This window comes from Phreatobacter stygius (genome assembly GCF_005144885.1).
Taxonomy (GTDB): Bacteria; Pseudomonadota; Alphaproteobacteria; order Rhizobiales; family Phreatobacteraceae; genus Phreatobacter; species Phreatobacter stygius.
In genome coordinates this window covers 4,582,159-4,607,853 of record NZ_CP039690.1, presented here as the reverse complement: position 1 = coordinate 4,607,853, position 25,695 = coordinate 4,582,159, and the positions used below count along the sequence as shown (strand labels likewise).

Sequence of the window (25,695 nt, the reverse complement as noted above, 5' to 3'; positions counted from 1 at the left end):
AGGCAAGCTAGCTTGTCAGCTTCTCGCGCTTGACGACGATACCGGCCGCCTCGCGATCCCAGGTGTCTTCGGTGACGCCCTGCTGCCGGATCAGATATTTCTCGACCTTGCGGGTTGGCGTCTTCGGCAGTTCGTCGACCACCCGGATGTAGCGTGGCACCATGAAATGGGCCATGCGCGGGGTCAGAAAGGCAAGCAGCTCGGCCGGATCGAAGCTCTGCGCCTCGACCAGCGAGACAGCGACCAGGATATCGTCTTCCCCGAATTGGCTGGGGACGGCGACGGCCGCCGCCTCGCGGATCGCGGCGTGAGAGCAGACCTCCATCTCGACCTCGAAAGACGAGACGTTCTCGCCGCGCCGACGGATCGAATCCTTGAACCGGTCGACGAAGAAATAATTGCCCGCGCCGTCGATACGGAAAGCATCGCCGGTGTGGAACCAGCCGTTGCGCCAGGCCCGCGCGGTCGCCGCGGCATCGCCGTTATAGCCGTGGTTGAGCGCCCATGGGCTGTCGGTGCGGATGATCAGTTCGCCGATTTCGCCCGGCGCGACCGCACAATCATGGGCGTCGACGAGCCTGACCTCGACGCCCTTGCGCGGCCGCCCGCAGGTCGCGACGACGGCCGGGTTCAGTTCGGCGATCAACGGGCACGACACTTCGCTCATGTTGAACAGCGTGTGGGTATCGGTGCCGAAGCGCTCGCGGAAAGCCACGCCCTCGGCGGTCAGCGGAATGATGATGACGTGTTTGAGCGGCGTCTCGCGCTCGCCCGGGATCGCCGGCTGCTTGACCAGGAATGTCGCCATCACCCCGAGCAGGATGACCGAGGTCGTTCCAGTCTCTTTGACCGTCGTCCAGAACGAGGCGGTGTCGAAGGCCTCCAGGAGCGCGATCGCGCCGCCTTTCACCAGCATGGCGTAGGACGGCGCCGTGCCGCCGACGTGGAACATCGGCAGATTGACCATGAAGCAGTCGTCGCGCCCGAGAAACGGCACGCCCTCGCCGTCGGCGATCAGCGCGTTGCCCATGGCGAAAAGATGCGCATAGGACGACAGAACCCCTTTCGACGGACCGGTGGTTCCGGAGGTGTAGATGATGCTCTGGGTGTCCCAGGGTTCGATCGGCCGTTCGAGCGGCAGCACGTCGCCCGCGCCGACGAGCCGCTCGGCGGGAAGCACGGCGAGACCTCCCACCGGCGCCGGCGAACCATGCAGCACCACCAGTGTCTCGAGCGCCGCCGTGTCCGTGCCGGCGAGGCGCTCGACCAGCCCGCCATGGGCGATCATCAGTTTCGCGCCGGAATTCCTGACGACATGTTCCAGGATGCCGCCCCGATAGGCCGTGTTGATCGGCACATAGACCGCGCCGATATAGTTGATCGCGAACCAGAGCCTGAGGCCGTCGATGCCGTTCGGCAGCCAGACCAGGACGGGATCGCCCTGGCTCACGCCGAGGTCCTGCAGGCCGCGCGCGGCACTCCTGACCTCGTCGCGCAATGCGCCATAGGTCAGCCTGCCGCCGTCCTGCAGCACCACGAAGGGCTTATCCGGCATCTCGGCGGCATGGCGGTCGACGAGCGCGCGCAGCACGCAATCGGCCCGGGCGGGTACGGCACGATGATCAGGCATCGGATTCCTCCCTTGGTCCTGTTGCTCGCCGCGCCCGGTGCTGCGCCTTGGGTGCAACGGCTCTTTTGAGCATTGCTACCAGCGAGCCGAACAAAATCAATAGATCAAATAATTTCCGATCGACAGATGGCGGACGCAGGAGCAAGCTCTGTTTCATCCCGGACGTTCCCAGACTAGATTCCGTCCATGCCCAAGAAACCGAATCCGAAACCGGCCAGGCTTGCAGATCTTCCGGCCGGCAAGCGCATGCCCGGCCGGCCGCGCCGCGCAACCAATGCCTCGCCGGAAAGCACCCGCGACAGCCTGCTCGACGCCGCGATCGATCTGTTCGCCCGCTACGGCTACGATCCGGTGACCACCGGTGCGGTCGCCAAGGCGGCGGGCCTGACCCAGTCGATGGTGCATTACCATTTCGGCTCGAAGTCCAAATTGTGGGAAGCGGCGATCGACCGGCTGATGCGCCGGCGCGGCCAGATGTTCCGGGCCACCGCGCGCGACCTCATCGGCCTCGATCCGGTCGAGAAGCTGAAGCTTCTGACACGGCGCCTGATCGAGGCCAATGCATCCAATCCGGACTATGTCCGCATCGCGATCCACGAGGGGATGACCCGCAGCCCGCGCCTGAAATGGCTGGCGCGCAACTATATCACGTCCGGCTTCCAGGTCTTCGACGAGACCGTCCGGGAGGCCATCGAAGCCGGCGCGATCCGCGACATGCCGGTTCACGACGTGACCAATGCCGTCACCTCGGCCGCATCGCTGACCTTGAGCCTCGGCTCGCTGATCGAAGAGCTCTACGGCATCGACATGGCTGAACCCGATCGCGTCAGTTCGTTCAGCGACAGCGTGATCCGCATCCTGTTCGACGGACTTCTGGCAAGGCCGGAGACGCCGAAGCGCCCGCCGGAGGGGAAGCCTCGGCCGGCCGGAAGGCCGCGCGCAAGCCGGGCCGATCTCGCCGGCTGAGACGGGCTCGCGTCACCACCGATAACCTGAACCGCCGCGAACCGGCCGGAGCGGTGACCATTTGCCACCGGAGGTTGATCACCGGCCGGCGGTTCAGCGCAATTAATAAGTCTATTGATTTTTTCGTTGCCTGCCGTCAGCCTCCGAAGAGAACAAGAACACCCGAAGGGGGATCCGGTGGAGGAAACCGAATATCTGGCCCGGCTCGCCGCGCTGCGCGCGAGGCGCTGGCCGAAGGGATGGCCCGATGAGCCGCAATATCCTTTCGGCAAGGTGCTGCTGACCGACTATCTCAGGCGCTGGGCCGTGCATCAGCCGGACAAGACCGCCGTCAATTTTTATGGCGCCAGGCTCAGCTATGCCGAGCTCGATCGGCTGAGTGATCGCTTCGCGGCCTTGCTCGTGGAGAAGGGCATCGGCAAGGGCGACCGTGTCGCGGTCTATCTGCCGAACTGCCCGCAGTTCTTCATCGCCTTCTATGGGATCCTGAAGCTCGGTGCGATTCATGTCCCGGTCAATCCGATGTTCAAGGCGACCGAGCTTCGCTACGAACTGATCGATACCGGCGCGCGCCTGATCCTGGCGCTCGACCAGCTCCACGACATCGTCGAGGAGGTCCGCGCGGAGACGAGCCTCGAACATGTGATCACCACCTCGCTCGGCGAGATGGCGCCGGCCAAGCCGGAAATCCCGGCGCCGCCGGCACTGCTTCTGGCCAGGCGCGAGATCGCCGGCGCGATCGATCTTCTGCCGGCGCTTGACACGATGACGGCGGCCTTCACGGCCCCAACCGACATCAGCCTCGATGACATCGCGGCCCTCAACTATACCGGCGGCACGACCGGCATGCCCAAGGGCTGCATCCATACCCAGGGCGACATGCTCTATACGGCGGCTGCGACCGTACCCTTCTCGCTCGGCATCGAACCGCGCAGCTCCTATCTGTGCATGCTGCCGGTGTTCTGGGTCGCCGGCGAGGTCTTCGGCCTGATCTTCCCGATCTTTGCCGGCAGCACGGTCGTGCTGCTGGCGCGCTGGGACCCGGTTGCCAGCATGGCGGCGATCGACCGCTACAAGGTCACCCATGCGAGCTTCCTGGTCGACGGCGCCGTCGAGATCCTGGAGCATCCGGACCGCGGCGCCTATGATCTCAAGAGCCTCGAGCGCACCGGCGGCATTTCGTTCGTCAAGAAGCTGAACCCGGACCTGCGCCGCCGCTGGCGAGATCTGACCGGCACGACCATCCGCGAAGTCGCCTGGGGCATGACCGAGACCCATACCTGCGACACGATGAACTACGGTCTCGACGAGGATGATTTCGATCTGAAATCTCAGCCGGTCTTCGTCGGCTTCCCGGTGCCGGGTACCGACTTCAAGATCTGCGACTTCGCGACCGGTGCACTCAAAGCCCTCGGCGAGGAAGGCGAGATCTGCATCCGCACGCCCTCCATCCTCAAGGGCTACTGGAACCGCCCGGAAGAGAACGAGATGGCCTTCCGCGACGGCTGGTTCCACACCGGCGACATCGGCGTTTACGACACCGACGGCATCCTGCACTTCCTCGGCCGCCGCAAGGAGATGCTGAAGGTCAGCGGCATGAGCGTCTTCCCGGGCGAGATCGAGGCGATCCTCGGCCAGTTCCCGGGATTGCTCGGCAGCGGCGTCATCGGCCGCCCGGACGAGGCGAAGGGCGAGGTGCCGGTGGCCTTCGTCTGGCTCGCCGAACAACACCGCACCGCTGACGGCGAGGCGGCTTTCCGGGCCTGGTGCGCCAAAACGCTGTCCAGCTACAAGCTGCCGGAAATCCGGTTCGTCGCCCAATTGCCGATGACCGAAACCGGCAAGGTCAAGAAAGAACAATTGAAGGACCTTCTCTAGGTCGCCGGCTGGCGCCGGCGGCCCGATGCCCGACACTCAACAACACAACGACAGCGCAAGACCGCTGCGGAGGAAATCGACATGCCTGACGTGAAGACAATGCGGACACCAGGAATGAAAGCGTCCAGGACGCTGTGGAAGGGCGTGACGATGGCCGCGGCGGCGGTCGTCGCCCTGCTGGCCCAGACTGATATCGGTGCCGCCCAGACGGCGGCCCCCATCAAGATCGGCATCCTGAACGATCAATCGGGGGTCTATTCCAGCATCACCGGCCCGGGATCGGTCGCGGCCGCCAGGCTGGCGATCGCGGATATCGGCGGCTCCGTGCTCGGCCGTCCGGTCGAAATCGTCGTTGCCGACCATCAGCACAAGCCCGATCTCGGCTCGACCATCGCGCGTGAATGGTTCGACGTGCAGGGCGTCGACGCGATCTTCGACATCTACAGTTCGGGCGTATCGCTGGCGGTGCAGCGGATCGCCGAAGACAAGAACAAGCTGCTTGTCGTGTCGATGGCCAGCAGCGCGCTGATCGGTGGCAAGCAATGTTCCGCCAATGGCATGCAATGGGCCAATGACGGCTATGTCGTCTCCAACCTGACGGTGCGCGGCTCAGCCGGATCGGCTCCGACCTCGTGGTTCTTCATCACCGTCGACTATACCGCCGGCCACAGCATCGAGGCTGATGCCAGCCGCATGATCAAGGCAGCCGGCGGCACCGTGCTCGGCGCCGTGCGTTTCCCGATCGGCTCGCCCGACTTCTCCTCCTTCCTGCTGCGCGCGCAGAGCTCGGGCGCAAAGAATATCGGCTTCGTCGGCGGTGGCGCCGACATGATCAACGCGATGAAACAGGCCGACGAATTCGGCATCCGGGCCGCAGGCCAGCGCTTCGTGCCGTTCTCGATGACCACGGTCGACATCACGGCCGTCGGCAGCCAGGTGGCGGCCGGCATGCCGCTGGTGCTCAGCTTCTATTGGGGCGAAAACGAAGCGACCCAGCGTTGGGCCGACCGCTTCAAGCAAGCGACCGGACGCCTGCCGACCGATCCGCAGGCCAATGTCTACAGCGCGGTGCTGCACTATCTGAAATCGGTCCAGGCCGCCGGCACCCGCGACACCGCCGCCGTGCTGGCCAAAATGCGGGCGACCCCGGTGGAGGATTTCTTCACGCGCGGCGCGCGCATCCGCGCCGATGGCCGGCTGATGCGCGACGTCTTTTATGCCGAGGCCAAGGCGCCAGGCCAGATGCGCAATCCCGACGACCTCCTGACCCTGATCAGCCGCGTGCCGGGCGAGCAGGCCTTCACTCCGGAGCAGCAGAGCGAATGCCCGCTCATGCGGCGCTGAGCCGCGCGTCGGCGACAGACGAAGGGGCCGGCGCGAGAGCGTCGGCCCCGTTCCGCCACCGATCCGCCATGCGCGGCCAAGTCCCGGCATTGCGGCGTCAGTAGATGCTGTAACCGCCGTCGATCACCAGGGCCTGGCCGGTGTGATAGGCCGAGGCGGTGCTCATCAGATAGAGCGCAATGCCGCCGAAATCGGCCGGCTGACCGAACCGCCGCATCGGAATGCGCGGCGTGACATTGCTGAGGAATTTTTCGTTCTGGAGAGCACTAGCGGTCATGTCGGTTTCGATCCAGCCGGGAAGGATCGTATTGACGGTGATGCCGTGGCGCGCCAGTTCCACGGCAAGGGCGCGGACAAGCGAATTCACCGCTCCCTTGGCGGCGCCGTAATGCTCGTTATAGGCAGCGCCCTCGATCGAGGCGACGCTCGACGTCGCGATCAGGCGGCCGAACGGGTCGCCCGCCCTGGCCCGTTCGATCATGTGCCGTGCCGCGACCTGAAATGTCTTCACCACGCCGTCCAGATTGGCCGCCATCACCCCTTTCCAATCGTCCGCCTTGCGGTCGATAAACGGACCCGGGTTCGCCCCGGTCACGCCGGCATTGGCGAACAGGCCGTCGACGCGACCGAACCGGGCAAGCGTCGCGGCGAAGGCCGCTTCCACGGAATCACCGCTGGTGACGTCGCAGACCTGAGCCTCGGCCCTGGCTCCCAGCCGGGTGAGCCGGTCGACGGCGGCCGCGTTCTTCGCGGCATTCCGGCCCCAGACGGACAGGGCGCAGCCAGCACCCGCCAGGGCCTCGGCCATGCCCAGGCCGATGCCGCCGTTGCCGCCGGTGACGACAGCCACACGGTTGGACAGATCGAACAGATGGGCCATCGCAGCTCCGCAGGCTCGGTGACATCGAGGGATGGTCGGGCATTCCGGATCGTTGCGGCAGGTCGCCGGAGGTCGTGGCATGACCGCAGAACCGAAAAATTAGACCATTGCTCGAATCGCCTGTCCACCGCGCTTCGCCTCGGTCGAAGTGCGGAGATGCGTCGCCTGCAATAATCTGCGCTGATCGGATACGAGGTCGCGAAACGCGCCCATGATGGACTCCGGCCGAGCATGACCGGCCCGGACCGATCCTTTGAAGGAGGCCGCCGATGAGTGAACTCGACATCGAACGACGTGGCTCGACGGCGGTTCTCACGCTCAACCGGCCGCAGGCGATGAATGCCCTGTCGGGTAGCCTGATGCAGGCGATCGCGCGCAATGTCAGCGCGCTAGGCCGCGACGACACGGTGCGCGCGATCATTGTCACCGGTGCCGGCGAGCGCGCCTTCTCGGCCGGCCTCGACCTGAAGGAGCTCGGCACCGACGCCTCGACCCTCGGCGCGGTCGATAGCGCCTCCGTCGAGGAGAACCCGGTCAGGGCGATCGAGACCTGCCCGAAACCGGTCATTGCCGCCATCAACGGTGTCGCGATCACCGGCGGGTTCGAGCTCGCGCTCGCCTGCGACGTACTGATCGCCTCGACCAGCGCACGCTTCGCCGATACCCATGGCCGCGTCGGCGTGATCCCCGGCTGGGGCCTTTCGCAGAAACTGCCGCGCCTCGTCGGCGTCTACCGCGCCAAGGAAATCTCCTTTACCGGCAATTTCATCGATGCCCGGACGGCCTGCGACTGGGGACTGGTCAATCGCGTGGTCGAGCCCGGCGACCTCATGCCGGCGGCGCTGAAGCTTGCCGGCGAGATGGCGCAGGTGCCGGCGGCGTTCCTCAGCGACTACAAGCGATTGATCGATGACGGCTTCGCCCTGCCCTATGGCGAGGCCATGGCGCTCGAACAGGAGCGCTCGCGCCACCACAACGGCGCGGTATCGGCGAGTGAACTCGAAGCCAGGCGCGCCAATGTGCAGGCGCGCGGCCGCAGCCAGTAGACAAGCGGATCCGGGCCCTACCCGGACCGCAGGCCGGAGACCCCGACATGTCCAGCAAGATCGACGTATCACTGTCCGGTTCGGTCGCGATCCTGCGATTGAATGACCCCGCCTCGATGAACGCGCTCTCCGTCGAGATGGTCGAGGCCATGCGAGCGGCGGTCGCCGAGGCCGCAAGATCCGCCCGGGTGCTGGTCCTCGCCGGCTCGGCGCGCGCCTTCAGTTCCGGAGCCAACCTGACCGGCGGCATGGTCGGCGAGCAGGCCGGCTCCGAACGCGATGCCGGCGCCATCCTCGAGAGCCATATCAATCCGCTGATGGTCGCGCTGCGCGATCTCAACATTCCCTGGATCGCCGCTGTGCGCGGCGCCGCCGCCGGTGTCGGCTGTTCGCTGGCACTTGCCGCCGACCTGATCGTCGCCGGCGAGAGTGCTTATTTCCTGCAGGCCTTCCGGCGCATCGGCCTCGTCCCCGACGGCGGCTCGACCTATCTCCTGGTCAAGGCGGTCGGCCGGGTCCGGGCCATGGAGATGATGCTGCTCGGCGAAAAGATCCCGGCTGACAAGGCGCTCGCCTGGGGCCTGATCAACCGGGTGGTCAGGGACGACATGGTGGAGGACACGGCGCTCGCGCTCGCCCGCGACATGGCCGAGGGCCCGACGGTGGCGCTCGGGCTGATCCGGAAATCGGCCTGGCTTGCGACCAGCGCCGATTTCGAAACCTCGCTTCAGGCCGAACGCAACATGCAGGCCGAAGCCGGCCGCACCGCCGATTTCAAGGAAGGGGTCGCGGCTTTCCGCGACAAGCGCCCTGCCCGTTTCACCGGGACCTGAGCTTTCGGCCCATCATGCCCTGCGCCGGTCGACCGGTCGCAACAGTGCGATCGGAGCGGAGGCCGGCGAGTTCGCCGCCATGACGACACCGCCAGAGGCCTCACCGATCGCCGCCGCGTCCGGCGGGGCATCACAGGCTCCGCCGCGCGGCGAAGCCATCCGCCGGCACATTAGGCAGGCGGCGCGTCGTCTGTTCGCACCCCGCGACCTGCAGGGCCCTCGGGCTTGTTTCTTGCCGCCCCAGCGATCAGTGTCCTGAGGCCGAGGTGGGGCGGGCCGACACCACAGACCGCGTCGGGTTCGACGCGACGATCTGCCGGAGCTCTTTCTCCTTCGGCGCCACATAGGCGTGTTGCCAGAACAAGGTTGGCGGAACGCAGCGCGGAACTTTGCGACCATGACAAAAGAACCTGCTGTCCGCCGCCTGCGCGAGGCGCGTCTCAAACTGCACCAGCTTGAATTCGTGGTGGCCGTCGATGAACGCCGGAGCATCGCGGCCGCCGCCGAGGCGACCAACCTGAGCCAACCCGCGGCGACCCGGATGCTGAAGGAGGTCGAAGCCATTCTCGGCGTCGTGCTGTTCGACCGGACGCGCCGCGGCGTGACGCCGACGCTCTATGGCGAGGCCCTGCTGCGCCGGGCCCGGCTCATTCTCGCCGAGCTGCGCCACATGCATGAGGAACTCCTGGCGCTCGCCGGCGGCGTCGAAGGGCGGGTGGCGGTCGGCACGCTGCTGGCGGCGTCCGCGACCTTGCTGCCGCGCAGCATCAAGATCCTGCGCGAGCGGTTTCCGAAGGTCTCGGTGCAGATCATCGAGGGCACGTTCGACGTGCTGGTGCCCATGTTGCGGGCGGGCGAACTGGACATTCTGCTGGGCCGGCTGCCGCGTCTTGCCGGTGACGAGGGCGTGGCGACCGAGCTGCTCTACCACGAACCGACCTGCGTGGTGGCCCGCCCCGGCCATCCCTTGGCGCGGCGGCAACAGGTCTCGGCCGCCGAGATCAGGGCCGCCGACTGGATCCTGCCGCCACGCAGCACGCTGCTGCGCGCCGACATCGACGCGGCGTTCCGCGCATGCGGCCTGGCGCCGCCCCAGCCCATGCTGGAATCGGTGACGGTGCTGGCCAATCAGCGGCTGATCGCGGCAACCGACCTCTTGGCCTTCCTGCCGCGCGACATCGCCGAATATTACCGGGGGCATGGACTGATCGCCATCGTGCCCGCCGAGCTCGGCCTGCAGCCGGCGGAGGTCGGCCTGTCGCTGCGCGCCGGCCGCCTGCCGAGCCCGGCCACGCGGGTCTTCGCCGACATCGTCCGCGAAGTGGCCGGCGATCTCGCTCTGATATGACAATTTTGGTAAGTAAGAGGCTCGTCTTCGCATGATCCCGGCATATCGCGACAGGGCTATGGTCGTCCGGTCCGATGCAAGGAGACGACGCCATGGCACGCCTCGGTCATGCCGACCGCAACACGCTTTCAGACGAATTCCAGGAACGCTTCCAGACGATCGAACGCTCGAACGGCTATATCCCGAACAGCTATATGATCCTGGCGCACCGGCCGCCGATCCTGAAAGCCTTCATGGACCTGTCGAAGGCGGTGATCCGCGACGAGGGCACGCTGGACCGAGGCTTCCGCTTCCTGGTTGCCTATATTTCCTCGTCGACCGCCGGCTGCCAGTTCTGCCAGGCCCACAATATTCAGAGCGCGGCGCGCTGGGGCATCGGCGAAGACCGGCTCAACGCGATCTGGGACTATGAGGAGAGCGACCTCTTCGACCAGGGCGAGAAGGCGGCGTTCGATCTCGCCCGGGCCGCCTCGATCGTGCCCAACGCGGCGACCGATGAGATCTTCGGGCGCCTGAAACAGCACTACTCCACCGCGCAGATCGTCGAGATCGTCGCGGTGATCTCACTGTTCGGCTGGCTCAACCGCTTCAACGACACGCTGCACACCGAGCTCGACCAGCACACGCTCGATTGGGCGGCGACCTTTGGCCTCAGCGACAAGACGCCATGGGACCCGAGCCACCACGTCGCCGTCGAGCCCGCGGCCTGATCGACGTCAGGAGATCGTGCCGTGACCCGAACCATGGCCACGCAGGACGCCCCCGGCCGCCCGGTGGCGGACGATCCGGCCTTCAGCCACAGCCTCCATCCCGCGCGACCGGAATCCGCGGTCGGCCTGGCCGAATTCCGCGCCGGCATGCGCGCGCTGCCGGGCGCCGTGATGGTCCTCACCACCGCCGACGGCGGGCAGCGAAGCGGCCTCACCGCCACCGCGGTCTGTTCCCTGTCGGCCGAGCCGCCGCGCCTGCTTGCCTGCGTCAACAAGCGCGGCCAGACCTTCCAGATGATGCACCGGGCCCGGCGCCTGGCGGTCAACGTGCTGGCCGAGCACCATCATGCGCTGGCCGAGTGCTTCGCCGGCTTCGACCGGACTGTCGACGACCGCTTCATGCTCGGCCGCTGGCGTGAGGTCGAGCTTGGCCGCCTGCCCGTGCTCGATGACGCGGTGGTGGCCTTCGAGTGCGACATCGCCGAGATCATCTGCGCGGTGTCGCACGGCCTGGTGATTGCCGACATCACGGCGATCCACGTCGCGGCCGACGCCCGGCCGCTGCTCTATGCCGACGGGCGGTTCGCCGCTCTGGCCGACACGTTCGTGGACCCGCGCTATGGCTTCCAGTTTTGACATCGCGGTGATCGGCGCCGGACCGGCCGGATACACGGCAGCACTCTACGCCCGCCGCGCAGGCCGATCGGTGGCGCTGGTTCAGGGCGGACAGCCCGGTGGGCAATTGACCACGACATCGGATGTCGAGAACTGGCCGGGAAACCTGCTGATCGGCGGGCCGGAGCTGATGGCGCGCATGGCCGGACAGGTCGAGGCGCTCGGCGTCAACGGGATCGACGACACGGTCGTAACCTGCCGATCGAGCAAGGACGTCCATCGGCTCGACCTTGCTGGCGGCACGCCGATCGATGCCCGCGCGGTGATCATCGCGACCGGCGCGCAGGCGCGCTGGCTCGATGCGCCGGGCGAAGCGGCCTTGCGCAATCGCGGCGTCTCGGGCTGCGCGGTCTGCGACGGCTATTTCTTCAGGGGACACGATGTCGTGGTGATCGGCGGCGGCAACACGGCTGTCGAGGAGGCGCTCTATCTGTCGGCGCTCTGCACGACCGTGACCCTGGTGCATCGGCGCGACAAGTTGCGCGCGGACCGGCTGCTGCAGGACAGGCTCGCCGCCAAGCCGAATATCGCGCTGCGCTGGAACACCGTGGTCTCGGCCTTTCTCGGCGACGAGGACCTGACCGCGGTCAGACTCGCCGGGCCTGCCGGCGGTCACGAGGACCTGCCGGCGGCAGGCGCCTTCGTGGCCATCGGCCACGATCCGGCGACCGCTTTTGCGCGCGGCTGGATCGACCTCGACCGGGACGGCTATGTCCTGATCGAACCGGGCGGCACGGCAACCTCGCGGCCCGGGGTCTTCGCCGCCGGCGACGCCGCCGATCGCCGCTACCGTCAGGCCGTGACCTCGGCCGGCACCGGCTGCATGGCGGCACTCGACGCCGACCGATGGCTTGGCGAGCACGGCACCGAGCCTGTGCCAGCGGCCTGAGGACGCCTGCCCACTCCTGGATCGCTTGGACGACACACGGTCGCCAGATCAGCTCGAGCGCCCGATGGGGCAGCCCACCGCCACCGGCCCGCGCCGCAAAGTCCGCGACGGGCTCTCGCCGAACCGCGCCGCATAGGCCCGGGCGAAGCGGCTGAGATGGGAAAACCCGACCTCGAACGCCACTTCCGTCACCGATGCTGCGCCGGCTTTCAGCAGTGCCCGCGCCGCATCGAGGCGGACCTCGCGCAACAGCCCGGACGGCGTCGTGTCCCGATACTGGCGCAACCCCTCCTGCAGCGTGCGGGTGCTGACCCCACAGGCCGCGGCGACATCGTCGAGACCGATCGGCTCGGCGTAGTGGACACGGAGAAAGTCTTCGGCGCGCCGGACATATCGCGGTGCCGGAGCCTGGACCGCCCGGGACCGGTCGTCGTGACGGTCGTGGCGAAGCGTCGCCAGGATACCGGACAGGACGGTCCTTTCCATCGCCCGGGCGACCTTTTCGTCGCCGACGAGACCGCCGGGATCCGACAGGTCGGCGCAAACGGCCGCAACATAACGCAGCAGCGCGCGCGCCTCGCCGGCGGCATCCGCGATGACCGGGGCGAACGTGACCGGCCGAAGCCTGTCGTCTTCCGTATCGCGGGCAAGCTGCTCTTCGACCGAGCGGCGGGGCAGCTTCAAGATCAGCTGACGGCTGTCACGGGTCCAGGATTTGCGGAAGGGCACCCCCGGATTCATCACAAAAACCGCCCCGGGCGGCAAGCGGACGTCGAACGCGCGCGCCTGGACCCGCACGTCGCCCGCCAGGGTCGCCTGGCAGAGGTAGAAATCCGGCAGGCCGGAGGTTGCCACCTCCACGTCAGTGCCGTAGCCGACGAGGTTGAGCGAGACATCACCGAGCGCGCCGTGCCGGTGCTCGAAATGCATGTCTGCGGGTTCGGCCGCGATCAGGTCATGGCCGGTGAACAGGCCGCCGAGATAGGCGCGGGCTTGGGCAAGATCGCGCGTGCGCACAGCCGGCAGCCCGGCGCCGAGGTCAGCCAGAACTGTAGGGGCGTATTCGATGGTCCGCCCTCCGCCTCGATGGCCGGGCCTGTCTTGGGAGACGGCCGGTGGCCCCTTACCGGATATCCGCAAGCAGCCACCCAAGACCAAGCATAGGCCTTTGCCCAACACTGACAAGACTGTGCTGATAGGACTGTGCTGACAGGACTGCGCGAAATGGCCAGTCGCCGCGTCCTGAGGATAGCAGCGCCAGCCGGCCGACCTCATCCTCGCACATCAGACCATGGGACGCTTGGGAGGCCGGTCATGCTGAAGACAGGACGCGATTACCTGGAAGGCCTGCGCGACGGCCGGACCGTCTATATCGGCGGCGAACGCATCGACGATGTCACGACCCACCCCGCGTTCCGCAACGCCGCCCGGTCGATTGCCGCGTTCTATGATCTCAAGGCCGATCCGGCCCTGCGCGACGTCATGGCGTTTGAAGAGAATGGCGAGCTCAACTCGATCTATTACCTCAAGGCCCGCGACCGCGCGGACCTCGCCCGGCGCTCCGCGGCGCATCGTCGCCTGGCGGAACCGAGCTACGGCATGCTCGGACGGTCGCCGGACTATATCGCCAGCTTCGTTACCGGCATGAACCTGAGACCAGAGATTTTCGGACGTTTCAGCGGCAATGTCGCCGGCTATTACGACTTCATGCGTCGCAACGACATCTACGCGGCCCATGCGATCGTCTCGCCGCAGGCGGCGCGCGATCCGGCCTTCTACCAGAAGCACAACTTTCCCAACCCGTCGCTGCGGGTGATCAGCGAGGACGGGCATGGCGTCGTGGTCAGCGGCATGAAGATGCTGGCGACCGGCGCGATCCTTGCCGACGAGGTCTGGATCGGCAACATCCTGCCGCTCGCGCCGGAGGCGAAAGCGGAATCGATCACCTTCGCCGTGCCCTGCAACCACCCCGGCGTTTCCTTATGGTCGCGCAGATCGTTCGAGCGCGAGGCGGCGAGCGAGTTCGAGGCCCCACTGTCGCACCGGTTCGACGAAACCGACGCGATGGTCATGTTCGACGAGGTGAAGGTGCCGTGGGAGCGGGTCTTCGTCCACAACGACCCGGTTCTGTCGCGCGGCCTCTATATCGACACCGCCGCTCATGCCTATGGCAACCACCATTCCAACGTCCGCTATCTGGTGAAGCTGCAGTTGCTTATCGGGCTGGCGAGCCGGATCGCTCAGTCGACCGGTGCCGACCAGGTGCCGGCGGTGCGCGAGACGCTCGGCCGTCTTGCGTCTCTCGAGGCCTTGCTCGAAGGGCTGGTGGCCGGCCAGATCCAGGCCTGCGAGGAATGGCCGGCACCGGGTTACGTCACCTATAATCGCCGCATCATGTACGCCGCCCTCAACTGGGGCGTGGAAAACTATTCGTCGATCGTTGACTGCGTTCGCGAACTGTGCGGGGGCGGTGTCCTGCAAATGCCGGCCGACGGCTCGGTCCTCGACGACGCCTGGCTGGCCGATCGCTTCACGACGTTCTGGCGCACCCCGCAGATGGATGCCATGTCGCGGATGAAGCTCTTCAAACTCGCCTGGGATATCATCGGCTCGGAATTCGCTGGGCGCCATCTCCAGTACGAGAAGTTCTTCCCCGGCGCATCCTTCGTCGTCCGCAACCACAACTATCGCGAAGCCCCGTGGGACAAGTTTCATGGCCTGGTCGACGAGATCACCGCGCGCATGCAGGCGCAAGGCGACGTGCTGCCCGCCTGTCCCTCAGCTGCGTGACCGTCTCAGCGGCTGACCGGTGTCGACGGCATCGACGAGAGAGCCGCTTGCCTGACAAAGGGCAGGAAGGCCTCCATGGCCGGCGACGGCGCGCGCCCGTGCAAGGTGCTCGCCACGATCTCGCGGGTGATCTGCGGGGTGATGAGGTAGCGGGCGCAGACCCCGCGGCCGCGCAGGCCAGCCCAGGCATAGGCCGGCAGAACCGTCGCGCAGAGCCCGGCCTCGGTCAGGGCAAGCGCCGTCGTGACCTGCTCCACCTCGAAGGCCGGCGTGAAGGCGATGCCGGCCGAACGATGGCCGTCCTCGACCAGCGCCCGGATGCCGCTGCCCGGCTTCAGCGTCGCCAGCGGCTCCCCCGCCAGGGCGGCCCACTCGACCTCGTCCCGTGCGGCCAGCGGCGAGCCGTCGCCGCAGAACACCATGAGCTGGTCGCGCACCAGCAGCGTGCGCGAAATGTCGCTTTCGCCCGCCGCGAAAGTGCCAACCGCCATGTCGGCCTCTCCGGCGCGCAGGCGCTGGAGCATCTGGTCGGTCCTGACATCGATCAGCTCGACCGAGATGCCGGGATAATCCCGCCGAAACGCGGCGATCGCGATCGGCAGCATGACCGAGGCAAGAAGCGGCGGTGCCGCCACCGCGATCAGCCCGCTCTGGCGCGCAGCGACAGCCTGCATCGCGCGCACCGCGCTATCGAGGTCACCCAGGATGCGCACCGTGCTGTCGAAAAACTGCTCGCCGGCTTGCGTCAGCATCACGCGGCGGGTCGTCCGGTCGAACAGCCGAACCCCGAGGACGGCTTCGAGATCGCGAATCTGGTTCGACAGGATCGGTTGCGAGACGCCGACATGGGCGGCAGCGCGGGTGAAGCTGCCGAGCTTTGCCACCGCCCTGAAGGCTTCGAGTTGCCGGAGGGATGCATTCATGCCGATATCATATAAATCAATATGGAAAACTCAAGTTCCCATATATATTGATGGCTCCTACCGTGCTTGGATCCGCAGCGCCCCGCGCCGGCTCCGAGGTCCTGATGCAGCGCCCGCCCCTTGCGGCAATGCCGCATCGCCTCACGGCGACGAACGCCCCCCCACGCGGATCCGAACGACAATGAGAGTGATCTCATCGCCATCGAGCACGTGGCCTGATCGGCGCCAACGAAACCCATCTCACGCCTGGGAGAGCGGACGATGTCAAAGACCCAAGCCCTGGAACAGACCGCCACCGAAGCCGGCCAGAAGCCGGCCGCCTTCAACCTGATGAAGTGGATCGACGAGAACGCCGACCGCCTGCGCCCGCCGACCGCGGCCCATACGATCTTCAAGCTCGACGATTTCATGATCACCGTGGTGGGCGGCCCCAACCGACGCACGGATTATCACGTCAATCCGACGGAAGAATTCTTCTTCCAGCTGAAGGGCAACATGACGCTGCGCATCCAGCACGAGGGCAAGCCCCATGACGTGGTGATCGGCGAAGGCTCGATCTATACGCTGCCGGCCGACGTGCCGCATTCCCCGATGCGTTCGGAAAACACCGTCGGGCTGATCGTCGAGCGTATCCGCAAGGCCGGGCAGCTCGACACCCACCGCTGGTATTGCCAGAGCTGCAACCATGTCCTGTTCGAAAAGACCGTGCAGATCGAGGTCATCGAACGCGACATGCCGCCGGTTTTCGATGCCTATTATTCGAAGCCGGACAATCAGGTCTGCTCGAGCTGCGGCCATGTGAACCCCGGCCGCCCGCCAGCGAAATAAGCCCCGCCAGGCGGTTTGTGACGAACGAGGCGCCCGCGCGGGCGGGCGCCGTCGGCCGCTTCCCGAAACCCTCTTGATCATCAATCCGGTTCGACCGATGGCCGGCGAAGCGCCGACGCGGACCGCGCCCTGCCCGAAACGGTTGCGATCGCGGCCCTTCCGAAAGCTTGGATCTCGCGACCCGCTTAATTCATATTGATTTCATATAAATCAATACTCAGAACTCAAGTTCCCATATAAATAATCGGCTTCTACCGTTCTCGAACCGCAGCGCCACAGCGCCGCTTTCGAGATCGACATGATGTCTCCGCCCGTCCCGCTCGGCAATGCCGGATCGCCCCTTGGCGATGGGCGCCGCCGTGTCGAGGACGAGCGCCTCGTCACGGGCCGAGGGACCTTCGTCGACGATCTCTTGCCGCCTCGGTGCCTGCATCTCGAATTCGTCCGCTCGCCCTTCGCCGCCGGGCGCATCGTCACGGTCGACATCGCCGCGGCCCGGGACAATCCGGACGTCGCCTGCATCCTTGCCGGCGTCGACCTCGCCGACCTGCCCGGTCTCGATATCAATGGACTGATCACCGGGATCGACCCGCCGGCTCCAGGCTTGCTGGCGCTGGGACGGGTCGACGCGGTCGGCCAGCCGATCGCCGCCGTGATCGCCGAAACCCGGAGCGCGGCTTGCGATGCCGCTCAAGCCGTTATCATCGAGATCGAAACCGACGCGCCTGGCGAACGTCCGGAGGCGTTCACCGAGCGCTGGCGTCAAGGCGATGTCGACGCGGCTTTCGCGACGGCCCGCCATGTCGTGACGGCAACCATCGAACATGCACGCCTTGCGCCCATGGCGCTCGAGCCGCGCGTCGCGCTGGCGGAGTTCGACGCGGCTTCCGGCCTGCTGACCGTCTGGCTGTCGACCCAGACACCGCACCGCGCGCGCGCCGAGCTCGCCCGTATCCTGTCGCTCGCCGAAGACGCGATCCGGGTGGTCGCGCCGGATGTCGGCGGCGCCTTCGGCGGCAAGGCCTCACTCTATCCGGAGGACGCCGTCGTTGCATTCGCCGCGCTCCGGCTCGGTCGCCCGGTCAAATGGTGCGCAACGCGCAGCGAGGATTTCCAGGCGGCGACGCAAGGGCGCGGCGGCGTGATGCACGGCGAACTCGCCATCGCCGAAGACGGGCGATTCCTCGCCTTGCGGGCGTCGGGCCGTTTCCCACTCGGTTACTGGATGCCCTTCTCGGCCGTCGTTCCGGCACGCAATGCGGGCCGCATCCTGCCCGGTCCTTACAAGATCGCTGCGGTCGATATCCGGATGGCGGGTTTCGTCACGTCGACGGCGGCGATCAACATCTACCGGGGCGCCGGGCGGCCCGAAGCGACCATGCTGATGGAGCGGCTGGTCGAGACCGCCGCATCGACCATCGGCCGTGATCCGGCGCTGCTGCGCCGGAAGAACCTGATCGCGCGCCGCCGCCTGCCGGGGCGGACCCCGACCGGCGAGACGCTGGATACCGCCGATTTCGCCGGGCTTCTGGCCCGGGCCTGCGAGCGCGGCGACTATCCAGGGCTGAAGGCCGAGCGGGCGCGCCACCGCCGCCGCGGCGGACTGCGCGGCATCGGCCTCGCCGTCTATGTCGAACCCTGCGGAACCGGATGGGAAAGCGCCCGCGTCGGGCTCGACGACCTAGGCCGGATCATTGCCGCGACCGGCTCCACCGCCCAGGGGCAAGGCCGGGAGACCGCCGCCGCGCAGATCGTCGCCTCGGTCCTGGGCGTCGCACCGGAGACCGTTCAGATCCGGCACGGCGATACCGCAACGATTTCAACCGGCATCGGGGCGCTGGCGAGCCGCTCGACCGCCATCGGCGGCAGCGCGCTGCTTCAGGCGGCAGCCGCCTTTCAGGCCAAGGCGCAGGCCGTCGCCGCCCGGCTGCTGCAGACCGAAACGATCGTGGTGAAACCCCATGCCCGCGGGTTCGACGTCTGCGGACAGGGCCGACAGGTCGTGACCTGGCGCGACATCGCCGAAGCCACGAAGGCGGACGAAGCCGCCGGCGGGCTCCGCTGCGCGGTCGACCTGCGCTATGAGGCCCAGGAGGCTTGGGCGAGCGGCGCTGTCCTCGCCGCCGTGACCGTCGACCGCGACACCTGTGTCCTCAGTATCGACAAGCTGGTCTGGATCGATGATCCCGGCGTCGTGGTCAACCCGATGCTGGTCGAGGGCCAGCTCGTCGGCGGCCTGGCGCAGGGTCTGGGCGAGGCGCTGCTCGAGCGCATCGTCTATGACGGCCACGGCCAGCTCCTGACCGGCTCGCTCATGGATTACGGCGTGCTGCGCGCCTCCGACATGCCGGCGGTCATACTGGAATCCCGCCCCATCCCTTCGGCGATGAACAGGCTCGGCGCCAAGGGCGTCGGCGAGGCGGGCTGCATCGGCGCGCCCGCCGCGGTCGTCAATGCCACGCTCGACGCCCTCGCGCCGCTCGGCGTCCGCCATCTCGACATGCCACTTACCGCCGCGCGCCTGTGGCGTGCGATCGCGGATGCGACCGCCAATGGAGCACACGGATGAACTACGCAAAGGTCGATGCCAAGGCCTATGCCCGCGCGCATATGAAGGGAATCTGGGCGGCAGCGCTCAACCCCTTCACGCCCGATCTCGCCCTCGACGAGCCGGCGCTGAGAGCCAATATCCGCCACTGGATCGATGACCTCGGCATCGATGGCCTGTTCATCAGCGGCAAGCAGGGCGAGTTTTTCGCCATGTCGATCGCAGAGCGAAAGCTGAGCTTCGACATCGCCGTGGACGAGGCACGCGGCAAGGCCGGCACGATCATGTCCTGTTCCGACCAGAACCTCGACGTGGTGCTTGAGCTCGCCCGCCACGCCGAAGCGATCGGCGCCGGCTACATCGTCGTCCACGCCCCGGTGCTGCATTTCCTGAACGCCCAGGAGGAAACGCTCTACGCCTATTACCGGCATATCAGCGAGCAGGTGAATATCGGCATGGCGCTCTGGAGCCATCCCGATTCTGGCTATCTGATGAGCCCGGAGCTCTGCGCCCGGCTCGCCGATCTGCCCAATGTCGTCGCGATCAAATATTCGGTGCCGCGGCCGATGTACCAGCGGCTGACCGAGCTGGCGGGCGACCGGATCATCGTCTCCACGGCCTCGGAGGCCGAGTGGTTCGACAACATCGTCGAGCTCGGCTGGCAGGTCTATCTCTGTTCCAACACACCTTACCTGATCCAGACGGCCGGCGACCGCCGCATGCGCGCCTATACCGACCTGGCGCTGGCGGGCGAGGTCGAGACGGCACGCGCCATCCGCGACAGCCTCGATCCGATCCGCCGGGAATTCCGCAAGAGCCGGCCGGCGGAGAAGCCGCAGGCCCACGCGAAGTACTGGCAGGAATTGCTCGGACAGCGCGGCGGGCCGGTCCGTCCGCCGCTGTTGGCGCTGACCGAGGCCGAGAGGCAGGCGACGCGCGCGGCTTTCGAAGCCTGCGGCCTTGCCCGCGCCGCCGGCGCGCCAAGCTCTGCATGACAAGCCCGGCACCACATGGCGACGCATCGAGCTTTCGAAACACGAACCAAGGAGTGGGACAATGACTTCCCGGCGCGAATTCCTGAGTGGATCGGCAACCGCGATGGGGCTTGCCATGTGGCCCGACACCGTCGTGGCTCAGGCCACCCCGGTCAAGATCGGCTTCATCACCACGCTGTCGGGACCCGGCGGCTATATCGGCGAGGATATCCGCGATGCCTTCCGGCTGGCGGTCGAGCAAGGCCAGGGCCGGCTCGGCGGCGTGCCGGTCGAGGTGATCGTCGAGGATGACGGCCTGAAGCCGGCCCAGGCCAAGACGGTGGTCGAACGCATGCTGAAACGCAACGGCGTCAAGCTGTTTTCCGGCATCGTCTTCTCGAACATCCTGGCGGCCGTGGTGCCTGATGTGCTCGATGCCGGCGGCTTCTATGTCAGCCCGAACGCGGCGCCCTCGACCTTCGCGGGGCGAAACTGCCACAAGAATTTCTTCGCCATCGCCTGGCAGAACGACACGCTTCATGAAACGGCGGGCCTCGCCGCCAACGAGCTCGGTTACAAACGCGCCGCGATCCTCGCTCCCAACTACCAGGCGGGCAAGGATGCCCTGACCGGCTTCCGGCGCACCTTCAAAGGCGAGATCGCCGCCGAAATCTATACCCGGCTCGACCAGACCGATTTTGCCTCGGAGCTTGCCCAGATCCGCGCCGCTCGACCGGACATGGTGTTCCAGTTCCATCCCGGCGGCCTCGGCATTGCGTTCATCCGGCAATATGCCCAGGCAGGCCTCGCCCAGACGGTGCCGATGGTGGTGCCGGAATCCTCGCTCGACAGCACGATCCTGGCCGCCGTCGGCGACGCGGCACTCGGCATCACCGCGACGACGCACTGGAACGCCGACTTTCCCGGCGAAGCCAATCGTGCCTTCGTCGCGGCGTTCCAGGCGAAATACAATCGCCTGGCGACCGTCTTCGCCAGCCAGTCGTTCGAGACCGCACTGGCGATCGGCGCGGCGTTGCGGGCGGTGGATGGCGATCTTTCGCAAGCCGACGCCTTTCGGGCCGCCATGCTCAAAGCTGACTTCCCCGCCATCCGCGGCGCGTTCTCGTTCGGCCCGAACCAGCATCCGGTGCAGGACTGGTGGGTGATCAAGGTCGAGAAGGGTGCCGACGGAAAGCCGGTACTGGTCACCCGACAGAAGATCGCGACAGGCTATGGCGACAGCTACGCCGCCACCTGCCGGCTCTAGCAAGATCGCCCGGTCGCGTGATGATCCTCTTCTTTGAACAGACGTTGAATGGATTGCAGCTCGGCGTGATGCTGTTCCTGCTCGCCGCCGGGCTGACCCTGGTGTTCGGCATCATGGGGATCATCAATCTCGCGCACGGCTCGCTCTACATGATCGGGGCGATGGCGAGCGCCGTCATCGCCATGCGGACCGGTTCCTTCGGCCTCGGCCTGCTGGCCGGGCTCGGCGCGGCGGGGCTCGGCGGCATGGCGATCGAACTCGGCGTGCTGCGCCAGCTCTATGCGCGGCCGCACCTGGACCAGGTCGGGGCGACTTTCGGCCTGATCCTGCTGGTCGACGGCCTGGCGACCATGATCGTCGGACGACAGCCGCTGTTCGTCGCGGCGCCGCAGGCCTTGTCCGGCGCCGTGACGCTCTGGCCGGGGCTCGACTACCCGGTCTACCGCCTGGTGGTCATCGGGGTCGGGCTGCTGGTGGCGGTGCTGCTCTATCTGATCGTGCACCAGACGCGGCTCGGCATGCTGATCCGTGCCGGCGCGACCCATCGCGAAACGGTGCGGGCGCTCGGGGTCGACATCCGGCTGGTCTATACTCTGGTGTTCGGGCTCGGCGCCCTGCTCGCCGGACTTGCCGGCGTCATCGCCGGGCCGCTGGTCGCCGTCCAGGTCGGCATGGGCGAACAGATCCTGATCGGCACTTTTGTCGTCGTGGTCATCGGTGGCACCGGCTCGATCCGTGGCGCTTTCCTCGGCGCCATGCTCGTCGGCCTGGTCGACACGCTGACCAGGGCTTTCGCGCCGGGCCTGCTCAAACAGGTCCTGCCTGCCTCCGAAGCCGACGCGCTGGCCGGCGGGCTGTCGTCGATCGCGGTCTACCTGTTGATGGCAATGGTGCTGCTGGTCCGGCCCGAGGGCCTGCTGCCGGCACAGGGGCAGACACAATGAGCACGGGTGGGCTTGTTCGGTGGGCAGCGGTGGCGATCGCCGGCGCGATCGCGCTTGGCTTGCCATGGCTCGCGGCCGCGGTCGGCGACCCGGCCCTGGTGCCGCTCGGCGCGCGCATTCTGGTCGCAGCCATTGCCGCCGCCAGCCTCAACCTGCTGGTCGGCCAGGGCGGGCTGGTGTCGTTCGGCCACGCCGCCTTTTTCGGTGTCGGCGGTTATGTCGTCGCGATCCTCTATGAGCAGACGGCTTCGGGAGAACGCCTGTTCGGCCTCCTGCCCGGCGCCGGCGACCTCTTGCTGACGATCCCGGCCGCCATCCTGTTCGGCGGACTGACCGCGGCGGCGATCGGCGCGCTGGCGCTGCGCACTCGCGGTGTCCAGTTCATCATGATCACGCTCGCCTTCGCGCAGATGCTGTTCTTCGTGATGGTGTCGCTGAAGGCTTATGGCGGCGAGGACGGCCTGCTGGTGCGCCGACGCAATACGCTCGGCGGACACGATATGCGCGATGACGACGCGATCTATTTTCTCTGCCTTGCCTGCTTTTCCGCACATCTGTTCCTCACTGCCCGCGTCGTCGGATCGCGGTTCGGCCGCGTGCTCGAAGGCGTGCGGCAGAACGAACGGCGCCTGGCGGCGATCGGCATCGCGACCTATCGCTACAAACTCACCGCCTTCATCATCGCCGGCATGGGCGCGGGCCTCGCAGGCGCCCTGTCGGCGAACCTGACGCGGTTCGTCAGCCCCGACATGCTGCACTGGACGAAATCCGGCGAGCTCCTGATCATGGTGATCCTGGGCGGCACCGGCGCTCTCGCCGGCCCGCTGGTTGGCGCGGCGGCCTTCATCGGGCTCGAGACCCTATTCTCAGGCTGGACCGAGCATTGGCAGCCACTGCTTGGGGCGGTCATCCTCGGCATCGTGCTGGCGTCCCGGCGCGGCCTTGGCGGCTGGCTGCCGCGCGGCAAGGCGACGTCATGAAGCCGCCATCCCCGCTGCTCGTCGTCGATGGTCTGCGCAAGCGTTTCGGCGGGCTCGCCGCGACCGACGGATTGAGCTTTGAAGTGGCGCCTGGCGAGTGCCTGGCGCTGATCGGGCCGAACGGCGCCGGCAAGACGACGGCGATCAGCCAGTTGTTCGGCGAGATCCGGCAGGATGCCGGCTCGATCCGCTTCAATGGCGAGATCATCGACGCACTGCCGACGCCGGAACGGGTCCGGCGCGGCATCGGACGCCTCTACCAGATCCCGCAATTGCTCGCCGACGACTGCGTGCTCGACAATGTCGCGCTCGCCGTCCAGGCCTCGCAGGCGCATTCGTTCCGGTTCTGGCGCCAGGCGCGCCGCGACCCGCGCCTCGTCGCCCCTGCGATGGCGGTGCTCGACCGGGTTCGTCTTGCCGGGCGCGCCGGGGCCAGGGCCGCCGACCTGTCGCATGGCGAGCAGCGCACGCTGGAACTTGCTATCGCGCTGGCGCGCGGATCGCACCTGCTCCTGCTGGACGAGCCCATGGCAGGCCTCGGACCGTCGGAGACGGTCGAGATGACCGAGGTCATCGAAGGCCTCAAGAGAACCCACACCATTCTGCTGGTGGAGCACGACATGGAGGCGGTGTTCCGCCTGGCCGATCGGATCTGCGTTCTGGTCGCCGGACGTGTCGTGGCGAGCGGAACCGCCACCCAGGTGCGCAGCGATCCGCAGGTGCTCGCCGCCTATCTCGGCACGGAGGCCCCCTGATGCTGGAAGTAGTTGGCCTGAAGAGCGGCTACGGCTGCAGCCAGGTGCTTTTTGGCGTCGACCTGCAGGTCGGCAAAGGCGACATCGTCACGCTCATGGGGCGCAACGGCATGGGCAAGACCACGACCATTCGTGCTCTCATCGGGCTCAATCACGTGCTCGGCGGCGAGGTCGTCTTCGATGGCGCGAAGGTGACCGGCCTCCGGCCCGAGGTCATCGCACGCCGTGGCATCGGTTATGTGCCGGAAGGCCGCCACGTCTTTCCGACGCTGACCGTCCACGAGAACCTGGTCGCCACGGCGGCCAATCGTTCCGGCCAGGGCGCCTGGTCGCTGTCGCGCGTTTATGCCTTGTTTCCGCGCCTCGCCGAGCGTCAGCGCCAATATGCCCGCACCTTGTCGGGAGGCGAGCAGCAAATGCTGGCGATCGGCCGGGCGCTGATGACCAATCCCAAGCTGCTGGTCCTCGATGAAGCGACGGAGGGCCTTGCTCCGACCGTCCGTACGGAGATCTGGACCTGTCTCGAAGCACTGAAGGCCGAGCGCCTGTCGATCCTGCTGATCGACAAGAACGTCGCGGCACTGCGGCGCCTGGCGACCGCGCATACCTTCATCGAAAAGGGCGTCACGGTCTGGCGCGGCAACGAAACCGCGCTCGCGGCAGATCCGCATGTCTTTGCCCGTTATGTCGGCCTTTGAGCGCGACAAATGCTGATGGGAGCCTCCGCATGCTTACCAACCTGACCGACGCATCCTTCGACAGCGACGTGATTCAGGCGCGCGGCGCCGTGCTCGTCGATTTCTGGGCACCGTGGTGCGGCCCCTGCCGCATGCTCAAGCCGGCGCTGAAGCGGCTCTCGGTCGAATTCGCCGGGCAATTGCGCATCGTCAAGCTGGACATTTCGCAACACGAAGAAACCGCCCGGCGTTTTGCCGTTCGTACCACGCCGACATTGCTCCTGTTCAAGGACGGCGAAGCCGTCGACAGCCGCGTCGGCGCATTGCCGGGCGCCGCCATCGCAGATTGGCTGCGCGCCGTGCTGGGCGAGGGCCAGTCACCACGAGCCGGCCGGAGTTGAGGCTGACGCGGCGGTCGCCGAGACGATTGATCAATGCAGAACATTCTCTTATCGTAGAATAGGATCCACCATATAAGATTTCATGGCATCCCCCTTGGCCTCCCGGAACGTGCGCAACAAGGCTCTCGGACATAATGGCGGGCCCGCCCTGGACGACTATCTCGGGCCGCCCTGGGGCAAGGGCGACGCCCATCTCTTCCTGCACTGGAAACGGGCCCATCGCGACGCGTGGCGCAAGGTTTCGGCCGATGTCATGCGCTTCCGCATGGACAAGGCCGACCGGCTCGGCCTGACCTACGAGGAATATACGCTCGAGATTCTCGAACGCGGCCGCCACCTGCAGATCGAGGACGAGGTGCGTATCGCCGAGATCAAGGCGGCGCGACGCAAACGCCGCCGCCGCTGAATC

At 66.9% G+C, this 25,695-nt stretch carries 24 protein-coding genes; 20 read left to right on the top strand and 4 right to left on the bottom strand.

Going from position 1 to position 25,695, the window contains the following annotated elements; translation table 11 throughout:
* Window positions 1-7: 7 nt before the first annotated feature.
* A complete protein-coding gene (locus E8M01_RS21645; RefSeq protein WP_136962044.1) occupies window positions 8-1,630 on the bottom strand; it encodes an AMP-binding protein in 1,623 nt (540 codons plus the stop codon).
* 186 nt (window positions 1,631-1,816) lie between these two features.
* Between E8M01_RS21645 and E8M01_RS21640 the strand changes: the two genes are divergently transcribed.
* The 3 genes from E8M01_RS21640 (at window position 1,817) to E8M01_RS21630 (ending at window position 5,818) form a co-directional block, all read left to right on the top strand.
* A complete protein-coding gene (locus E8M01_RS21640) occupies window positions 1,817-2,596 on the top strand; it encodes a TetR/AcrR family transcriptional regulator (RefSeq protein ID WP_136962043.1) in 780 nt (259 codons plus the stop codon).
* 177 nt (window positions 2,597-2,773) lie between these two features.
* Window positions 2,774-4,474, top strand: coding sequence for an AMP-binding protein (locus E8M01_RS21635; RefSeq protein ID WP_136962042.1), 1,701 nt, complete (start codon window positions 2,774-2,776; stop codon window positions 4,472-4,474).
* Between the two features lie 114 nt (window positions 4,475-4,588).
* Window positions 4,589-5,818 (top strand): ABC transporter substrate-binding protein, encoded by a 1,230-nt coding sequence (locus tag E8M01_RS21630; protein WP_170182011.1) that lies wholly within the window; start codon window positions 4,589-4,591, stop codon window positions 5,816-5,818.
* A gap of 97 nt (window positions 5,819-5,915) precedes the next feature.
* On the opposite strand, the gene E8M01_RS21625 is transcribed toward E8M01_RS21630, so the two are convergent.
* Complete coding sequence (locus E8M01_RS21625; RefSeq protein WP_136962040.1) at window positions 5,916-6,698, bottom strand: SDR family NAD(P)-dependent oxidoreductase; 783 nt, start codon at window positions 6,696-6,698, stop codon at window positions 5,916-5,918.
* Between the two features lie 269 nt (window positions 6,699-6,967).
* On the opposite strand from E8M01_RS21625, the gene E8M01_RS21620 reads away from it, so the two are divergent.
* The 6 genes from E8M01_RS21620 (at window position 6,968) to E8M01_RS21595 (ending at window position 12,199) form a co-directional block, all read left to right on the top strand.
* On the top strand, window positions 6,968-7,744 hold the full coding sequence (locus E8M01_RS21620; RefSeq protein WP_136962039.1) for an enoyl-CoA hydratase: 777 nt from the start codon (window positions 6,968-6,970) through the stop codon (window positions 7,742-7,744).
* A 47-nt stretch (window positions 7,745-7,791) separates the two neighbouring features.
* Window positions 7,792-8,577 carry an enoyl-CoA hydratase-related protein gene (locus E8M01_RS21615; protein WP_136962038.1) on the top strand — a complete coding sequence of 262 codons (786 nt, stop codon included), beginning with the start codon at window positions 7,792-7,794 and terminating at the stop codon, window positions 8,575-8,577.
* A 397-nt stretch (window positions 8,578-8,974) separates the two neighbouring features.
* On the top strand, window positions 8,975-9,925 hold the full coding sequence (locus E8M01_RS21610; RefSeq protein WP_136962037.1) for a LysR substrate-binding domain-containing protein: 951 nt from the start codon (window positions 8,975-8,977) through the stop codon (window positions 9,923-9,925).
* Window positions 9,926-10,017: 92 nt separating this feature from the next.
* Window positions 10,018-10,635, top strand: a complete 618-nt coding sequence (locus E8M01_RS21605) for a carboxymuconolactone decarboxylase family protein (RefSeq protein WP_170182010.1) — start codon at window positions 10,018-10,020, stop codon at window positions 10,633-10,635.
* A gap of 21 nt (window positions 10,636-10,656) precedes the next feature.
* On the top strand, window positions 10,657-11,271 hold the full coding sequence (locus tag E8M01_RS21600; protein WP_136962035.1) for a flavin reductase family protein: 615 nt from the start codon (window positions 10,657-10,659) through the stop codon (window positions 11,269-11,271).
* Window positions 11,255-12,199 carry an NAD(P)/FAD-dependent oxidoreductase gene (locus E8M01_RS21595; protein ID WP_136962034.1) on the top strand — a complete coding sequence of 315 codons (945 nt, stop codon included), beginning with the start codon at window positions 11,255-11,257 and terminating at the stop codon, window positions 12,197-12,199. Before E8M01_RS21600 ends, E8M01_RS21595 begins: the two co-directional genes overlap by 17 nt.
* A 48-nt stretch (window positions 12,200-12,247) precedes the next feature.
* Here E8M01_RS21595 and E8M01_RS21590 read toward each other — a convergent pair whose 3' ends face one another.
* A complete protein-coding gene (locus E8M01_RS21590; RefSeq protein ID WP_170182009.1) occupies window positions 12,248-13,378 on the bottom strand; it encodes an AraC family transcriptional regulator in 1,131 nt (376 codons plus the stop codon).
* A 135-nt stretch (window positions 13,379-13,513) separates the two neighbouring features.
* Here E8M01_RS21590 and E8M01_RS21585 point away from each other — a divergent pair, with 135 nt between their 5' ends.
* A complete protein-coding gene (locus tag E8M01_RS21585) occupies window positions 13,514-14,989 on the top strand; it encodes a 4-hydroxyphenylacetate 3-hydroxylase family protein (protein ID WP_136962032.1) in 1,476 nt (491 codons plus the stop codon).
* Window positions 14,990-14,994: 5 nt separating this feature from the next.
* Here the strand turns inward: E8M01_RS21585 and E8M01_RS21580 are convergent, their stop codons facing one another.
* Entirely contained in the window at window positions 14,995-15,912 is a 918-nt protein-coding gene (locus tag E8M01_RS21580; RefSeq protein WP_136962031.1) for a LysR family transcriptional regulator, read from the bottom strand.
* 261 nt (window positions 15,913-16,173) lie between these two features.
* On the opposite strand from E8M01_RS21580, the gene E8M01_RS21575 reads away from it, so the two are divergent.
* From E8M01_RS21575 to E8M01_RS21530, 10 genes are all read left to right on the top strand, one after another.
* Window positions 16,174-16,740 carry a 3-hydroxyanthranilate 3,4-dioxygenase gene (locus E8M01_RS21575; RefSeq protein WP_136962030.1) on the top strand — a complete coding sequence of 189 codons (567 nt, stop codon included), beginning with the start codon at window positions 16,174-16,176 and terminating at the stop codon, window positions 16,738-16,740.
* A 298-nt stretch (window positions 16,741-17,038) separates the two neighbouring features.
* A complete protein-coding gene (locus E8M01_RS21570) occupies window positions 17,039-19,309 on the top strand; it encodes a xanthine dehydrogenase family protein molybdopterin-binding subunit (protein ID WP_246088381.1) in 2,271 nt (756 codons plus the stop codon).
* Window positions 19,306-20,283 (top strand): dihydrodipicolinate synthase family protein, encoded by a 978-nt coding sequence (locus tag E8M01_RS21565; protein WP_136962029.1) that lies wholly within the window; start codon window positions 19,306-19,308, stop codon window positions 20,281-20,283. The genes E8M01_RS21570 and E8M01_RS21565 overlap by 4 nt, the downstream gene beginning before the upstream one ends.
* Window positions 20,284-20,344: 61 nt before the next feature.
* Window positions 20,345-21,529, top strand: a complete 1,185-nt coding sequence (locus E8M01_RS21560) for an ABC transporter substrate-binding protein (protein WP_215908782.1) — start codon at window positions 20,345-20,347, stop codon at window positions 21,527-21,529.
* Between the two features lie 20 nt (window positions 21,530-21,549).
* Complete coding sequence (locus E8M01_RS21555) at window positions 21,550-22,473, top strand: branched-chain amino acid ABC transporter permease (RefSeq protein ID WP_136962028.1); 924 nt, start codon at window positions 21,550-21,552, stop codon at window positions 22,471-22,473.
* On the top strand, window positions 22,470-23,453 hold the full coding sequence (locus E8M01_RS21550; protein WP_136962027.1) for a branched-chain amino acid ABC transporter permease: 984 nt from the start codon (window positions 22,470-22,472) through the stop codon (window positions 23,451-23,453). Before E8M01_RS21555 ends, E8M01_RS21550 begins: the two co-directional genes overlap by 4 nt.
* The gene (locus E8M01_RS21545; RefSeq protein WP_136962026.1) at window positions 23,450-24,208 is read left to right on the top strand and encodes an ABC transporter ATP-binding protein; all 759 of its coding nucleotides are present in this window, start codon (window positions 23,450-23,452) and stop codon (window positions 24,206-24,208) included. Before E8M01_RS21550 ends, E8M01_RS21545 begins: the two co-directional genes overlap by 4 nt.
* Window positions 24,208-24,906: an ABC transporter ATP-binding protein gene (locus tag E8M01_RS21540; protein ID WP_136962025.1), complete on the top strand. Its 699-nt coding sequence runs from the start codon at window positions 24,208-24,210 to the stop codon at window positions 24,904-24,906. The genes E8M01_RS21545 and E8M01_RS21540 overlap by 1 nt, the downstream gene beginning before the upstream one ends.
* 29 nt (window positions 24,907-24,935) lie before the next feature.
* Window positions 24,936-25,286: a thioredoxin gene (trxA, locus tag E8M01_RS21535; RefSeq protein ID WP_136962024.1), complete on the top strand. Its 351-nt coding sequence runs from the start codon at window positions 24,936-24,938 to the stop codon at window positions 25,284-25,286.
* 82 nt (window positions 25,287-25,368) lie between these two features.
* Window positions 25,369-25,692: a hypothetical protein gene (locus tag E8M01_RS21530; RefSeq protein WP_136962023.1), complete on the top strand. Its 324-nt coding sequence runs from the start codon at window positions 25,369-25,371 to the stop codon at window positions 25,690-25,692.
* Window positions 25,693-25,695: the final 3 nt, after the last annotated feature.

Excerpts from the sequence above, each read along its gene's own strand:
- E8M01_RS21630 (WP_170182011.1), top strand. The coding sequence starts at position 4,589 with ATGAAAGCGTCCAGGACGCTGTGGAAGGGCGTGACGATGGCCGCGGCG.
- E8M01_RS21560 (WP_215908782.1), top strand. The coding sequence starts at position 20,345 with ATGACTTCCCGGCGCGAATTCCTGAGTGGATCGGCAACCGCGATGGGG.
- E8M01_RS21610 (WP_136962037.1), top strand. The coding sequence starts at position 8,975 with ATGACAAAAGAACCTGCTGTCCGCCGCCTGCGCGAGGCGCGTCTCAAA.
- trxA (WP_136962024.1), top strand. The coding sequence starts at position 24,936 with ATGCTTACCAACCTGACCGACGCATCCTTCGACAGCGACGTGATTCAG.
- E8M01_RS21595 (WP_136962034.1), top strand. The coding sequence starts at position 11,255 with ATGGCTTCCAGTTTTGACATCGCGGTGATCGGCGCCGGACCGGCCGGA.
- E8M01_RS21555 (WP_136962028.1), top strand. The coding sequence starts at position 21,550 with ATGATCCTCTTCTTTGAACAGACGTTGAATGGATTGCAGCTCGGCGTG.
- E8M01_RS21585 (WP_136962032.1), top strand. The coding sequence starts at position 13,514 with ATGCTGAAGACAGGACGCGATTACCTGGAAGGCCTGCGCGACGGCCGG.
- E8M01_RS21565 (WP_136962029.1), top strand. The coding sequence starts at position 19,306 with ATGAACTACGCAAAGGTCGATGCCAAGGCCTATGCCCGCGCGCATATG.
- E8M01_RS21550 (WP_136962027.1), top strand. The coding sequence starts at position 22,470 with ATGAGCACGGGTGGGCTTGTTCGGTGGGCAGCGGTGGCGATCGCCGGC.
- E8M01_RS21575 (WP_136962030.1), top strand. The coding sequence starts at position 16,174 with ATGTCAAAGACCCAAGCCCTGGAACAGACCGCCACCGAAGCCGGCCAG.
- E8M01_RS21530 (WP_136962023.1), top strand. The coding sequence starts at position 25,369 with ATGGCATCCCCCTTGGCCTCCCGGAACGTGCGCAACAAGGCTCTCGGA.
- E8M01_RS21615 (WP_136962038.1), top strand. The coding sequence starts at position 7,792 with ATGTCCAGCAAGATCGACGTATCACTGTCCGGTTCGGTCGCGATCCTG.
- E8M01_RS21540 (WP_136962025.1), top strand. The coding sequence starts at position 24,208 with ATGCTGGAAGTAGTTGGCCTGAAGAGCGGCTACGGCTGCAGCCAGGTG.
- E8M01_RS21580 (WP_136962031.1), bottom strand. The coding sequence starts at position 15,912 with ATGAATGCATCCCTCCGGCAACTCGAAGCCTTCAGGGCGGTGGCAAAG.
- E8M01_RS21605 (WP_170182010.1), top strand. The coding sequence starts at position 10,018 with ATGGCACGCCTCGGTCATGCCGACCGCAACACGCTTTCAGACGAATTC.
- E8M01_RS21645 (WP_136962044.1), bottom strand. The coding sequence starts at position 1,630 with ATGCCTGATCATCGTGCCGTACCCGCCCGGGCCGATTGCGTGCTGCGC.
- E8M01_RS21620 (WP_136962039.1), top strand. The coding sequence starts at position 6,968 with ATGAGTGAACTCGACATCGAACGACGTGGCTCGACGGCGGTTCTCACG.
- E8M01_RS21570 (WP_246088381.1), top strand. The coding sequence starts at position 17,039 with ATGATGTCTCCGCCCGTCCCGCTCGGCAATGCCGGATCGCCCCTTGGC.
- E8M01_RS21640 (WP_136962043.1), top strand. The coding sequence starts at position 1,817 with ATGCCCAAGAAACCGAATCCGAAACCGGCCAGGCTTGCAGATCTTCCG.
- E8M01_RS21625 (WP_136962040.1), bottom strand. The coding sequence starts at position 6,698 with ATGGCCCATCTGTTCGATCTGTCCAACCGTGTGGCTGTCGTCACCGGC.
- E8M01_RS21545 (WP_136962026.1), top strand. The coding sequence starts at position 23,450 with ATGAAGCCGCCATCCCCGCTGCTCGTCGTCGATGGTCTGCGCAAGCGT.